This is a genomic window from Streptomyces aurantiogriseus (assembly GCF_014649375.1).
GTDB lineage: Bacteria > Actinomycetota > Actinomycetes > Streptomycetales > Streptomycetaceae > Streptomyces > Streptomyces aurantiogriseus.
On record NZ_BMSX01000002.1, the window covers coordinates 372,434 to 386,023 of the forward strand.

Below are 13,590 nucleotides of genomic sequence, written 5' to 3' on the forward strand. Positions count from 1 at the left end.
CCCACGCCCGCCCGAGCCCCACGCCCGAGCCCCATGCCCGGCCCAGCCCCACGCCCGAGCCCCATGCCCGGCCCAGCCCCATGCCTGGCCGTGCCCACGCCCGAGCCCCCGGAGCCGCGAGGGCGTCCGGGGGCTCGGGAGACCGAGCGGTCGCTCGGGTCCGCTCAGGTCGGTTCTAGGCCGTCACCGTCTCCGGCTGGGCCGCCTCCCGGCGGGCGCGCTCGCCCAGTGCCTCCGTCGGGACCTTCGCCGTCTCCCGCGCCGACAGGGCGGCGATCACCGGCGGCACGCACAGGGCCGCCGTGAACAGGGCCACCGACGACCAGTCGTCACCGTTCGGGCCCGCGATCTGTGCGGCGAAGGTGACCGCGAAGCCCGCCACCGCGAAGCCGATCTGCGTGCCGATCGCCATACCGGACAGCCGGACGCGGGTGGAGAACATCTCGCCGTAGAAGGAGGGCCACACGCCGTTCGCGGCGCTGTAGACGACACCGAAGGTGACGATGCCGAGGACCAGCGTCAGCGGGTAGGAGCCCGTGGAGATCGCCCACAGGTAGAGGAACATCGCCGCCGCGCTGCCGGCTGCGCCGATCAGGAACACCGGACGGCGGCCGACACGGTCCGACAGCGTCGCCCACAGCGGGATCGCGGCCAGCGCGACCAGGTTGGCCAGCGCGCCCACCCACAGCATGGAGGAGCGGCTCATCCCGACCGAGTCGCTGGTGGCGTACGCCAGCGCCCACACCGTGAAGATCGTGGAGACCGAGGCGACGAGCGCGCCCGCGATCACCCGCAGTACGTCCGCCCAGTGCTCGCGCAGCAGCACCGCCAGCGGCAGCTTGACGACGCCCTCACTGCTCGCCTGCTGGGCGAAGGCCGGGGTCTCGTCCAGCTTGCGGCGGATGACGTAGCCGGCGACGGCGACCGCGATGCTCAGCCAGAACGGCACCCGCCAGCCCCACGACAGCAGCTGCTCCTCGGGGAGGGCGGCGACGGGGATGAAGACCAGCGTGGCCAGCAGCTGGCCGCCCTGTGTGCCGCTGAGAGTGAAGCTGGTGAAGAAGCCGCGCCGGTGCGGCGGGGCATGCTCCAGCGTCATGGAGTTGGCGCTGGCCTGCTCACCGGCCGCCGAGATGCCCTGCAGCACCCGGCACAGCACCAGCAGGACCGGTGCGAGGGTGCCGACCTGGGCGCGGGTGGGCAGACAGCCGATCAGGAACGTGGACACGCCCATGAGGATCAGCGTGAAGACCATGATCTTCTTACGGCCGACCCGGTCCCCGAAGTGGCCGAGGAACAGCGCGCCGATCGGCCGGGCCGCGTACGCGACACCGAAGGTGGCCAGCGACAGCAGGGTCGCGGTGGCCGGGTCGGACTCGTCGAAGAAGACCTTCGGGAAGATCAGCGCCGCCGCGCTGCCGTAGATGAAGAAGTCGTAGTACTCCAGGGCGCTGCCGATCCAGGCCGCGGTCGCGGCCTTCCTGGGCTGAGCGGTTGGGCCGGGCGGGGCGGCGTCGTGGGGTGCTGCGGGGACGGACACGGCGTGCTCCTTCGAGGGGACTCCAACGTAGGCCGGAGTGAGGGAAGGCGAGGGAGGGGAGAAGGGGCCGGATCCCTGGGGTGGCGGGGCGGCTCTGCCGGGCGCTACCCGGCTAATTAACGCACTGGATAGTTAGTAGCGGTTGGGTAGGGATGTTGCGCCCGCGTTTCGCCGGTGTCAAGGGGTGGTGCGCGGCGGATTCAGTCCGCCGCCCGCTCCGCCGTCAGATAGGCGATCACCATGTCGCCGAGCATGGTGCGGTAGTGCTCGCGCTGCGCCGGGTCGACCAGGTCCCGCCCGAACAGGGCGCCGAAGGTGTGCCGGTTGGCCACCCGGAAGAAGCAGAACGAGCTGATCATCGCGTGCAGGTCGACGGCGTCGACGTCCGCCGTGAACAGGCCGGACTCCTGCCCGGAGGCCAGGATGCGGCGGATCACGTCGAGCGCCGGCGAGCCGATCTTCCCGAGCTTCTCGGAGGCGGCGATGTGCACGGCCTCGTGGATGTTCTCGATGCTGACCAGGCGGATGAAGTCCGGGTGCTGCTCGTGGTGGTCGAAGGTCAGCTCCGCCAGCCGGCGGATGGCCGCGACCGGGTCCAGATGCTCGACGTCGAGCTGCTGCTCGGCGTCGCGGATCACGCCGTAGGCCCGCTCCAGGACGGCGGTGAAGAGCTGCTCCTTGCCGCCGAAGTAGTAGTAGATCATCCGCTTCGTGGTGCGGGTGCGGGCGGCGATGTCGTCCACGCGGGCCCCGGCGTAGCCGACCCGGGCGAACTCCTGGGTGGCCACGTCGAGGATCTCGGCCTGGGTGCGGGCGGCGTCACGGATGCGCCCGCCTGGTCGTGCCGGTTCGTCGACGCTGGTCATCGGGTTCCTTCGGGCGTAGGGCGCTGGTCACTCGCGTGACGGGATTCTAGAAGCCTGATCACGTCCCGTGGGGAGAGGTCTTCCCCAGGGGCCCGCCTCGGTGTTATGACTAACTAACCAGTTCGTACATTGGGCCGGTTCTTCTCAGGGGAACGGGTTCTCTCATTGGCCGGCCGCTCAGGAGGTCCCGCGTGACCAAGGACTCGTATCTCGTCGGACTGATCGGTTCCGGCATCGGCCCGTCGCTCAGCCCGGCGCTGCACGAGCGGGAGGCGGACCGCCAGGGCCTGCGCTACCTGTACCGGCTCATCGACATCGACGAGCTGGGCGTCGGCCCGGAGGCGGTCGGCGACCTGGTGCGCGCCGCGCGCGACCTCGGCTTCGACGGGCTGAACATCACGCATCCGTGCAAGCAGCTCGTCATCCCCCATCTCGACGCGCTCGCCCCGCAGGCGGAGGCGCTGGGCGCGGTCAACACGGTCGTCTTCGAGGACGGCCGGGCGATCGGCCACAACACGGACGTCACCGGTTTCGCCGCCTCCTTCGCCCGCGGTCTGCCCGACGTCCCGCTGGACCGGGTCGTGCAGCTGGGCGCGGGTGGTGCGGGCGCGGCCGTCGCGCACGCCACGCTCACCCTCGGCGCCGGGTGCGTGACCGTCGTCGACGCGCTGCCCGAGCGGGCCGCCGCCCTCGCCGACTCCCTGACCGGCCACTTCGGCGCGGGCCGGGCCGCCGCCGCGACCCCGGACCGCCTCTCCGGTCTGCTCGCGCACGCCGACGGTGTCGTGCACGCCACGCCCACCGGCATGGCCGCCCACCCCGGCCTGCCCTTCCCGGCCGAGCTGCTGCATCCCGGACTGTGGGTCGCCGAGGTCGTCTACCGTCCGCTGGAGACGGAGCTGCTGCTCACCGCGCGCGACCTCGGTTGCGCCACCCTCGACGGCGGGGGCATGGCCGTCTTCCAGGCGGTGGACGCGTTCCGCCTGTTCACCGGCCGGGAACCCGACAGCACGCGGATGCTCGCGGAGTTCACCGAGCTGGCCGGCGCCGTCCCGGCCCCGAAATAGACGCGGTCCGGGAAGCAAGGAAGCAGGAGAAGAGGTACCCAGGTGCGTACGTCCATCGCCACCGTCTCCCTGAGCGGTCCCCTCACCGAGAAGCTCACCGCCGCCGCCCGGGCCGGCTTCGACGGCGTCGAGATCTTCGAGAACGACCTGCTCGCCAGCCCCCTCACCCCCGAGGAGATCCGCGCGCGCTGCGCCGACCTGGGTCTGAGCATCGACCTCTACCAGCCGATGCGGGACATCGAGGCCGTGCCCGCCGAGGAGTTCGCCCGCAACCTGCGCCGCGCCCGCGCCAAGTTCGCGCTGATGAACCGGCTCGGCGCCGACACCGTCCTGGTCTGCTCCAGCGTCTCCCCGCTCGCCGAGGACGACGACGCCCTCGCCGCCGAACAGCTCGCCCGACTCGCCGGCCTCGCCCAGGACTTCGGCATCCGCGTCGCCTACGAGGCGCTCGCCTGGGGACGGCACGTCAGTACGTACGACCACGCCTGGCACATCGTCGAGACCGCCGGCCACCCCGCGCTCGGCACCTGCCTGGACAGCTTCCACATCCTCTCCCGCGGCTCCGATCCCAAGGGCATCGAGGACATCCCGGGCGAGAAGATCTTCTTCCTCCAGCTGGCCGACGCCCCGCTGCCCGCGATGGACGTCCTGCAGTGGTCCCGTCACCACCGCCGCTTCCCCGGCCAGGGCGGCTTCGACGTGGCGGGCCTCCTGCGGCACGTGCTGCGCGCCGGCTACGACGGCCCGCTCTCCCTGGAGGTCTTCAACGACGTCTTCCGGCAGGCCGAGGCCGGCCCGACCGCCGTGGACGCCCGCCGCTCCCTGCTGCTCCTCCAGGAGGAGGCCGGCCTCGGCGCCCTCCCCGCGCCGGTCGTCCCCACCGGCGTCGCCTTCGCCGAGCTGGTCACCCCGGACGCCGAGCCCGTCTCCGCCCTCCTCGGCCCCCTCGGCTTCGCCCGCACCGCCCGCCACCGCGGCAAACCCGTCGAGCTGTGGGAGCAGGGCGAGGCCCGCGTCCTGGTCAACACCGGCCCGGCGGCCCTCCCCCACGCTCGGCTTCGCTCGCGCGGGGGGACCCCCATGAGCGGGGGAACCCCCATCGACGGCACCACCCTCGCCGCCGTCGGTCTCGAGTCACCGGACCCGGCCGCCGCCGCCCGCCGCGCCGAGGCCCTGCTGGCCCCCGTCCTGCCGCGCCGTCGCGCCGCCGAGGACGCCCCCCTCGACGCGGTGGCCGCCCCCGACGGGACGGAACTCTTCCTGTGCGCCACCGATCGCCCCGGACTGCCCAACTGGCGCGCCGACTTCGAGGACGTCCCGCACACCCCCGCCGCCGGGGCCGTGGTCCGTATCGACCATCTCTCCCTCACCCAGCCCTGGCACCACTTCGACGAGGCCGTCCTCTTCCACCGCGGCGTCCTCGGCCTCGACGCCCAGGAGAGCGTCGACGTCGCCGACCCCTACGGCCTGCTGCGCAGCCGCGCCGTCACCACCGCCGACGGCGGCGTCCGCATCCCCCTCACCGTCGGCGCGGCCCCCGCCGACGACACCGCCCACGCCCGGCACATCGCGCTGGCCACCGACGACGTGGTCGCCGCGGCCCGCCGCTTCGTCGCGGCCGGCGGCAGCCTGCTGCCGATCCCCGCGAACTACTACGACGACCTCGCGGCCCGCTTCGAGTTCACCGACGGCGAGCTGGAGACGTACCGCGAGCTCGGCATCCTCTACGACCGGGACACCCGCGGCGAGTTCCGGCACTGCTACACGCGCACCGTCGGCCGTGTCTTCTTCGAACTCGTCCAGCGCGACGGCGGCTACCAGGGCTACGGCGCCGCGAACGCGCCGGTGCGGCTGGCCGCCCAGCACGCCGTGCGCTGACCTACTGGCGGCTGACCGTCCTGGTCACACCGGCGACGACGGTCGTGGCCAGGATCCAGCCGGTGAGGATCAGGACGTACGCCAGGCTCTGGTGCCACCCGGACGGGGCGAACGCGGACTCCTGGCCGAAGGAGATGACCGGCAGCAGCAGGTCGAGGGTGTAGAAGACCGGGTTGAAGTCGGGGGCCTCGGACGCCTTGAGCGCACGCGGGTGCTCCAGCGCGAAGGCGACCGAGCCGACCGCGAGCAGCGACAGCAGCCAGACGGCGGCCCGCAGCGGGCGGAAGCCGTAGCCGACGGCCGCGTCCTGGAGGTGGCCCCACAGCCGGCCGTACCAGGGGAGCGTGGACCGCCGGCGGCGCTGCTTGGCGAGCTGAACGAGCCGGGCGGCCTGGTCGTCGCCGATCCGGCGGTACGCGGCCGTCAACTGCTCGTAGGCGTGCGGATCGAACTCCTCGTCGCGCTCCAGCATCGGCAGCCGCCGCTCGGCGGGCTCGTGCGGGGTGAGGAAGGTGTAGGTCAGGTCGAGCAGGCGTACTTCGTCGGGGAGCATCTCCGGCTCCAGATGGAGCTGGTTGATCTCGGCGCGCCGCAGGTTGAGCCGGCCTTCGATCGTGCCGCCCCCGCGCAGCCAGATCTCGCCGATCACGCAGCTGCTGGCCCGCAGGGCGGTGTCCCCGGGGTTGGACAGGTGCGCGCGCAGCAGGTCCACCCGGCCGGGTATGCGGGCGCCGCGCAGGTCGATCCGGCCGCGGGCGCGCAGCCGTCGGCCGAGGAGGTTGGCGCCGACGTCGAGGGACTCCCCGTCCAGGACGTGCGCGCCGGGGTTGATCAGCTCGGCGTCCTCCAGATCGATCGAGCCGGCGACGGTGGCGCCGTCGAGCCGGATCAGGCCCTGGGCGCGCAGGCCGCGGGCGCAGAGGTCGTCGTCGATGGAGATCTGGTGGAGCTGGAGCACGGGCTGAGCGGGGTCCTCGACGGCGAGTTCCGCCTGCTCCAGGAACAGCGCGCCGGAGATCTGGGCGCCGCCGAGGTGCACCGGTCCGTCGATCCGGCAGCGCGTCAGCCGCAGACTGCCGTCGATCCGGGTCCTGGCCGCCCCGAGGCCGGGCAGCACCGAGTCGCGCAGACTGAGGTAGTTGAGCTGGGCGCCGGCGAGGCGAGGAGCCTTCTCGAAGCGGCAGTGGCCGAGACGCACCACGCTGTCGACGGCCGCGTACCGGAGGTCCAGGACGCCGGTGATCCGCGCTCCCAGGACCTTGAGAGCCGCCACCTCGCCCGGTTCCCTGGGGCCGTTGAGCAGCAGGGCCCGCAACACGACCGCGCGGACGGTCCGTTCGGGACCGTTCTCCTCGCCCGCCGTACGGAAGTCCACGGTCGTCCCCGTGGCGAAGGCCCGCCAGACGCGCTGTTCGGCCGGTGTCAGATCGTTGATCTCCATCAGCCGCGACTCTGGCGGGCCCTCTGTGCGGTGTCAATCCGGTTGTGTCCGGGTGTTCCATTCGGCGATGACCGGTCGCCCGTGTTCCGTCGACAGCCGGCTGACCGTGCCGGTGGCCAGCTGGAACAACCGCCCCTGCGCGGGCGGGAGTCCGAGCCGACGGGCCGTCAGGACCCGAAGGAAATGGCCGTGGGCGACGAGGACGACGTCACCCTCGCCGTGCGCGAGCGCCGCGTCCACCCGGGCGAGCACCCGGTCGGCGCGCAGCCCGACGTCCTCGGGTGACTCGCCGGGACGACCGTCCGGGCCGGGCGGCACGCCGTCGGTCCACAGGTCCCAGGTGGGACGGGTGCGGTGTATCTCGACGGTCGTGACGCCCTCGTAGGCCCCGTAGTCCCACTCGTGCAGGTCCGGGTCGGGGACGGCCCCGGTGACGCCCGCCAGTTCGGCGGTGCGGACCGCGCGGTGCAGCGGGCTGGTCAGGGCGACGGAGAAGGTCCGGCCGGTGAGGAGCGGAGCGAGGGACTTGGCCTGTTCCTCGCCGTGTGCGGTGAGGGGCAGGTCGGTGAGGCCCGTGTGCTGTCCCGTCAGGCTCCACTCCGTCTCCCCGTGGCGGACCAGCAGCAGATCTCCCACGGCCGGACTACGCCTTCTTCGCCGACTCGACGGCGTGGCCGCCGAACTGGTTGCGCAGTGCCGCGATCATCTTCATCTGCGGGGAGTCCTCCTGCCGGGAGGCGAACCGCGCGAAGAGGGACGCCGTGATCGCGGGCAGCGGTACGGCGTTGTCGATGGCGGCCTCGACGGTCCAGCGGCCCTCGCCCGAGTCCTGCGCGTAGCCGCGCAGCTTGTCGAGGTGCTCGTCCTCGTCGAGGGCGTCGACCGCGAGGTCGAGCAGCCAGGAGCGGATGACGGTCCCCTCCTGCCAGGAGCGGAAGACCTCGCGCACATCGGTCACGGAGTCGACCTTCTCGAGCAGCTCCCAGCCCTCGGCGTAGGCCTGCATCATGGCGTACTCGATGCCGTTGTGGACCATCTTCGAGAAGTGCCCGGCACCCACCTTGCCCGCGTGGACGTAGCCGTACGGGCCCTCCGGCTTGAGCGCGTCGAAGATCGGCTGCAGACGGTCGACGTGCTCCTTGTCGCCGCCGACCATCAGGGCGTAGCCGTTCTGCAGACCCCACACACCGCCGGAGACACCGGCGTCGACGAAGCCGATGCCCTTGGCGCCCAGCTCAGCGGCGTGCTTCTCGTCGTCCGTCCAGCGGGAGTTGCCGCCGTCGACGACCGTGTCGCCGGCCTGGAGGAGGCCGCCGAGTTCGTCGATGACGGACTGGGTGGGGGCGCCGGCCGGGACCATCACCCAGACCGTGCGCGGTGCGTCGAGCCGCTCGACGAGCTCGGGGAGGCCGCTCACGTCGGAGAGCTCGGGGTTGCGGTCGTAGCCGACGACGGTGTGGCCGGCGCGGCGGATGCGCTCGCGCATGTTGCCGCCCATCTTGCCGAGACCGATCAGACCCAGCTGCATGTCAGTGCACTTCCTTCAGTTCACGGTAGGCGGCCACGAGGGCGGCGGTGGAGGGATCGAGGCCGGGGACGTCGGCGCCTTCGGTGAGGGCGGGTTCGACGCGCCGGGCGAGGACCTTGCCGAGCTCCACGCCCCACTGGTCGAAGGAGTCGATGTCCCAGATCGCGCCCTGGACGAACACCTTGTGCTCGTAGAGGGCGATGAGCTGGCCGAGGACCGACGGGGTCAGCTCGGTCGCGAGGATCGTGGTGGTGGGGTGGTTGCCCTGGAAGGTGCGGTGCGCGACCTGCTCCTCGGGCACGCCCTCCGCACGGACCTCCTCGGCGGTCCTGCCGAAGGCGAGCGCCTGCCCCTGCGCGAACAGGTTCGCCATCAACAGGTCGTGCTGCGCCCTGAGTTCGTCGCTCAGCTCGGCGACGGGACGGGCGAACCCGATCAGGTCGGCCGGGATCAGCTTCGTGCCCTGGTGGATCAACTGGTAGTACGCGTGCTGCCCGTTGGTGCCCGGCGTGCCCCACACCACCGGCCCGGTCTGCCACTGCACGGGCCGGCCGGCGCGGTCCACCGACTTGCCGTTGGACTCCATGTCCAGCTGCTGGAGATAGGCGGTGAACTTCGACAGGTAGTGCGAGTACGGCAGCACCGCGTGCGACTGGGCGTCGAAGAAGTTGCCGTACCAGACGCCCAACAGGCCGAGGAGCAGCGGGGCGTTGGACTCGGCGGGCGCGGTGCGGAAGTGGTCGTCGACGATCCTGAACCCGTCGAGCATCTCCCGGAACCGCTCCGGACCGATCGCGATCATCAGCGACAGACCGATCGCCGAGTCGTAGGAGTAACGGCCGCCGACCCAGTCCCAGAACTCGAACATGTTGTCCGGGTCGATGCCGAAATCGGTGACCTTCCCCGCGTTCGTCGACAGGGCGACGAAGTGCTTCGCGACCGCCTTCTCTCCCCCGTCGTCGAGCCCTCGGAGCAGCCAGGAGCGGGCCGAGGTGGCGTTGGTGATCGTCTCGATCGTGGTGAACGTCTTCGACGCGACGATGAACAGCGTCTCCGCCGGGTCGAGGTCCCGCACGGCCTCGTGGAGGTCCGCGCCGTCCACGTTCGACACGAAGCGGAACGTCAACTCCCGTGCGGTGTACGCCCGCAGCGCCTCGTACGCCATCGCCGGACCCAGGTCGGAGCCGCCGATGCCGATGTTGACGACGTTCCTGATCCGCTTGCCGGTGTGACCCGTCCAACGTCCGGAGCGGACCTCCTCGGCGAAGGCGGTCATCCTGTCGAGGACCCCGTGTACCTGGGGCACGACGTTCTCGCCGTCGACCTCGATCACCGCGTCCGCCGGCGCGCGCAGCGCGGTGTGCAGCACCGCCCGCCGCTCGGTGAGGTTGATCTTCTCGCCGCGGAACATCGCGTCCCGCAGCCCGAACACATCGGTGGCGACGGCGAGTTCACCCAGCAGGGCCAGCGTCTCGTCGGTGACCAGGTTCTTGGAGTAGTCGATGCGCAGATCGCCGACGCGCACCACGTACCGCTCCGCGCGCCCCGGGTCCGCCGCGAACAGCTCCCGCAGCCGCGCGCGCCAGTGGGCGCGGTGGTCCTCCAGCGCGGCCCACTCGGGGCGCCGGCTGAGCACAGGAGAGTCAGACATGAAAGGAGGTCTCCTTGGTGCCCTCGCCCCGCAGGGCGACGGCGTACATCTCGTCGGCGTCGAGGCGCCGCAGCTCCTCGGCGATGAGTTCGGAGGTGGGGCGGACCTTCAGCGCGAGGGTGCGCGAGGGCTGGCCCGGCAGCGTCAGCGTGGCCAGCGGGCCCTCGGGGCGGTCGATGACGATCTCGCCGTTCTCGGTGCCGAGCCGCACGGCCGTGACGACCGGGCCCGCGGTGACGACCCGCTCCACGGACACGTTCAGCCGGGCCTCCAGCCAGCGCGCGAGCAGCTCGGCGCTCGGGTTCTCCGCCTCGCTCTCGACGGCCGCCGAGACGATCGGCACCCGCGCCTGGTCCAGGGCCGCCGCCAGCATCGAGCGCCATGGCGTCAGCCGGGTCCAGGCGAGGTCGGTGTCGCCGGGCGCGTACGACGTCACGCGCGCCTCGAGCGCCCGCAGCGGCTGCTCGACGGCGTACATGTCGGTGATCCGGCGCTGGGCCAGCGCGCCCAGCGGGTCCTTGGACGGGTTCTCGGGCGCGTCCACCGGCCACCACACGACGACCGGCGCGTCCGGCAGCAGCAGCGGCAGGACGACGGAGTCGGCGTGGTCGGAGACCTCGCCGTACGTCCGCAGGACGACCGTCTCGCCGGTACCGGCGTCGGCGCCCACCCGCACCTCGGCGTCGAGGTGGGAGTTGGTGCGGTCGCGCGGGGTGCGGGCGTGCCGCTTGATGACGACCAGGGTGCGGGAGGGGTGCTCGTGCGAGGCCTCCTCGGAGGCCTTGATCGCGTCGTAGGCGTTCTCCTCGTCCGTGACGATGACCATCGTCAGGACCATGCCCACGGCGGGTGTACCGATGGCGCGGCGACCCTGCACCAGCGCCTTGTTGATCTTGCTTGCCGTGGTGTCGGTCAGGTCGATCTTCATGGCCTGCGCCAGCTCCGTCCGTCTCGTGCGAGCATCTCGTCGGCTTCCTCGGGTCCCCAGCTGCCCGACGCGTACCGGGCGGGCCTGCCGTGCGCGGCCCAGTACTCCTCGATCGGGTCGAGGATCTTCCAGGACTCTTCCACTTCCTGGTGGCGCGGGAACAGGTTGGCGTCACCGAGCAGCACGTCCAGGATGAGGCGTTCGTACGCCTCCGGGCTGGACTCCGTGAAGGACTCGCCGTACGCGAAGTCCATCGTCACGTCCCGGATCTCCATCGAGGTGCCCGGCACCTTGGAGCCGAAGCGGACCGTCACACCCTCGTCCGGCTGGACGCGGATGACGATGGCGTTCTCGCCGAGCTCCTCGGTGGCCGTGGAGTCGAAGGGGGAGTGGGGCGCCCGCTGGAACACGACCGCGATCTCCGTCACCCGGCGGCCGAGGCGCTTGCCCGTGCGCAGGTAGAAGGGGACGCCCGCCCAGCGGCGGTTGTCGACGTTCAGCCGGACGGCCGCGTACGTGTCCGTCGTGGAGGCCGGGTCGATGCCGTCCTCCTCCAGGTAGCCGCGCACCTTCTCGCCGCCCTGCCAGGCGCCCGCGTACTGCGCGCGCACGGTGTGCCGGCCCAGGTCCTCGGGGACCTTCACGGCCTTGAGGACCTTCAGCTTCTCGGTGAGCAGCGAGGCCGCGTCGAAGGAGGCGGGCTCCTCCATCGCGGTCAGCGCCATCAGCTGGAGCAGATGGTTCTGGATGACGTCCCGCGCCGAGCCGATGCCGTCGTAGTAGCCGGCGCGGCCGCCGATGCCGATGTCCTCGGCCATCGTGATCTGGATGTGGTCGACATACGACCGGTTCCAGATCGGCTCGAACATCTGGTTGGCGAAGCGCAGCGCCAGGATGTTCTGGACGGTCTCCTTGCCCAGGTAGTGGTCGATGCGGAACACCTGGTCCGGCTCGAACACGTCGTGCACGATCGCGTTCAGCTCGCGCGCGCTCGCCAGGTCGTGCCCGAACGGCTTCTCGATGACCGCCCGCCGCCACGCCCCGTCCGGCGCGTTCGCCAGCCCGTGCTTCTTGAGCTGCTCGACGACCTTGGGGAAGAACTTCGGCGGTACGGAGAGGTAGAAGGCGAAGTTGCCGCCGGTACCGCGGGAGGAGTCCAGCTCCTCGACCGCGTTCCGCAGCTGCTTGAACGCCGTGTCGTCGTCGAAGTCGCCCGGGATGAACCGCATGCCCTCGGCGAGCTGCTGCCAGACCTCCTCGCGGAACGGGGTGCGCGCGTGCTCGCGGACCGCGTCGTGGACGACCTGCGCGAAGTCCTGGTCCTCCCAGTCGCGGCGGGCGAAGCCCACGAGCGAGAAACCCGGCGGCAGCAGACCGCGGTTGGCGAGGTCGTAGACGGCCGGCATCAGCTTCTTGCGGGACAGGTCGCCGGTCACGCCGAAGATGACTAGCCCGGAGGGTCCGGCGATCCGGGGCAGACGCCGGTCACGGGGGTCCCGGAGCGGGTTCTCCCAGGCGGTGGCGGTGCTGACCGTGCTCATTCCGCGTCAACTCCCTTGCTGCTCAGTGACTTCGTGACCGCGTCCAGAAGGTCCTGCCACGCCGTCTCGAACTTGGCGACGCCCTCGTCCTCCAGCCGGGTGACGACCTCGTCGTAGGAGATGCCGAGCGCCTCGACGGCGGCCAGGTCGGCGCGGGCCTGGGCGTAGCCGCCGGTCACCGTGTTCCCGGTGATCTGCCCGTGGTCGGCGGTGGCGTCGAGCGTGGCCTGCGGCATGGTGTTGACGGTGCCGGGGGCGACCAGCTCGTCGACATACAGCGTGTCCTTGTATGCAGGATCCTTCACACCGGTGGACGCCCACAGCGGACGCTGCTTGTTCGCCCGGGCACCGGCCAGCGCGGTCCAGCGGTCACCCGCGAAGACCTCCTCGTACGCCTCGTAGGCGAGCCGGGCGTTGGCGAGCGCCGCCCTGCCCTTGAGCGCGAGGGCCGCGTCCGTGCCGAGGACCGTCAGACGCTTGTCGATCTCGGAGTCGACGCGGGAGACGAAGAAGGAGGCCACGGAGTGGATGGCGGAGAGGTCCAGGCCCTTCGCGGCGGCCTTCTCCAGGCCGGCCAGATAGGCGTCCATGACCTCGCGGTAGCGCTCCAGCGAGAAGATCAGCGTGACGTTGACGCTGATACCGAGGCCGATGACCTCGGTGATCGCCGGGAGACCGGCCTTCGTCGCCGGGATCTTGATCATGACGTTGGGGCGGTCGACCAGCCAGGCGAGCTGCTTGGCCTCGGCGATGGTGGCCTCAGTGTGGTGGGCGAGGCGGGGGTCGACCTCGATGGAGACCCGGCCGTCGCGACCACCGGTGGCCGTGTATACAGGATGCAGAATGTCGGCGGCCGCACGCACATCGGCGGTCGTCATCATCCGTACGGCCTCGTCGACCGTGACGCCCCGCACGGCCAGGTCGGCGAGCTGCTCCTCGTATCCCTCGCCGGAGCCGATGGCGGCCTGGAAGATGGACGGGTTGGTGGTGACGCCGACGACATGCCGCGTCGCGACGAGTTCGGCGAGGTTGCCGGACGTGATCCGCCTGCGCGACAGGTCGTCCAGCCAGATCGACACGCCCTCGTCGGAGAGGTGCTTGAGTGCTCCCGCGCCGGCGGTTGCTTCGGTCACAGTGATCATCTTCTTTC

11 protein-coding genes are annotated in these 13,590 nt (G+C 71.4%); 2 read left to right on the forward strand and 9 right to left on the reverse strand.

The annotated features are described in order from the left end of the window. Positions 1–175: 175 nt before the first annotated feature. Both IE263_RS05130 and IE263_RS05135 read right to left on the reverse strand, forming a co-directional pair. Positions 176–1,540: an MFS transporter gene (locus IE263_RS05130; protein ID WP_189932636.1), complete on the reverse strand. Its 1,365-nt coding sequence runs from the start codon at positions 1,538–1,540 to the stop codon at positions 176–178. Between the two features lie 200 nt (positions 1,541–1,740). Continuing rightward, a complete protein-coding gene (locus IE263_RS05135; RefSeq protein WP_189932638.1) occupies positions 1,741–2,406 on the reverse strand; it encodes a TetR/AcrR family transcriptional regulator in 666 nt (221 codons plus the stop codon). Positions 2,407–2,597: 191 nt separating this feature from the next. Here IE263_RS05135 and IE263_RS05140 point away from each other — a divergent pair, with 191 nt between their 5' ends. Together IE263_RS05140 and IE263_RS05145 are read left to right on the forward strand one after the other, a co-directional pair. Next, positions 2,598–3,473, forward strand: a complete 876-nt coding sequence (locus IE263_RS05140; RefSeq protein WP_189932639.1) for a shikimate dehydrogenase — start codon at positions 2,598–2,600, stop codon at positions 3,471–3,473. A 42-nt stretch (positions 3,474–3,515) separates the two neighbouring features. Then, on the forward strand, positions 3,516–5,351 hold the full coding sequence (locus IE263_RS05145) for a bifunctional sugar phosphate isomerase/epimerase/4-hydroxyphenylpyruvate dioxygenase family protein (RefSeq protein WP_189932640.1): 1,836 nt from the start codon (positions 3,516–3,518) through the stop codon (positions 5,349–5,351). 1 nt (position 5,352) lies between these two features. Here IE263_RS05145 and IE263_RS05150 read toward each other — a convergent pair whose 3' ends face one another. The 7 genes from IE263_RS05150 to tal are packed head-to-tail and all read right to left on the reverse strand — an operon-like array spanning position 5,353 to position 13,582. Further along, positions 5,353–6,792 carry a membrane-associated oxidoreductase gene (locus IE263_RS05150; RefSeq protein WP_189932641.1) on the reverse strand — a complete coding sequence of 480 codons (1,440 nt, stop codon included), beginning with the start codon at positions 6,790–6,792 and terminating at the stop codon, positions 5,353–5,355. Between the two features lie 33 nt (positions 6,793–6,825). Continuing rightward, the gene (locus IE263_RS05155; protein WP_189932642.1) at positions 6,826–7,428 is read right to left on the reverse strand and encodes a histidine phosphatase family protein; all 603 of its coding nucleotides are present in this window, start codon (positions 7,426–7,428) and stop codon (positions 6,826–6,828) included. A gap of 7 nt (positions 7,429–7,435) precedes the next feature. Continuing rightward, complete coding sequence (gene gnd / locus IE263_RS05160; protein ID WP_189932644.1) at positions 7,436–8,320, reverse strand: phosphogluconate dehydrogenase (NAD(+)-dependent, decarboxylating); 885 nt, start codon at positions 8,318–8,320, stop codon at positions 7,436–7,438. Between the two features lies 1 nt (position 8,321). Continuing rightward, positions 8,322–9,971 (reverse strand): glucose-6-phosphate isomerase, encoded by a 1,650-nt coding sequence (gene pgi, locus IE263_RS05165; protein WP_189932645.1) that lies wholly within the window; start codon positions 9,969–9,971, stop codon positions 8,322–8,324. Next, positions 9,964–10,899 (reverse strand): glucose-6-phosphate dehydrogenase assembly protein OpcA, encoded by a 936-nt coding sequence (opcA, locus tag IE263_RS05170; RefSeq protein ID WP_189932646.1) that lies wholly within the window; start codon positions 10,897–10,899, stop codon positions 9,964–9,966. The genes pgi and opcA overlap by 8 nt, the downstream gene beginning before the upstream one ends. Then, on the reverse strand, positions 10,896–12,440 hold the full coding sequence (gene zwf / locus IE263_RS05175) for a glucose-6-phosphate dehydrogenase (protein WP_189932647.1): 1,545 nt from the start codon (positions 12,438–12,440) through the stop codon (positions 10,896–10,898). The genes opcA and zwf overlap by 4 nt, the downstream gene beginning before the upstream one ends. Continuing rightward, entirely contained in the window at positions 12,437–13,582 is a 1,146-nt protein-coding gene (tal, locus tag IE263_RS05180; RefSeq protein WP_189932648.1) for a transaldolase, read from the reverse strand. The genes zwf and tal overlap by 4 nt, the downstream gene beginning before the upstream one ends. Positions 13,583–13,590: the final 8 nt, after the last annotated feature.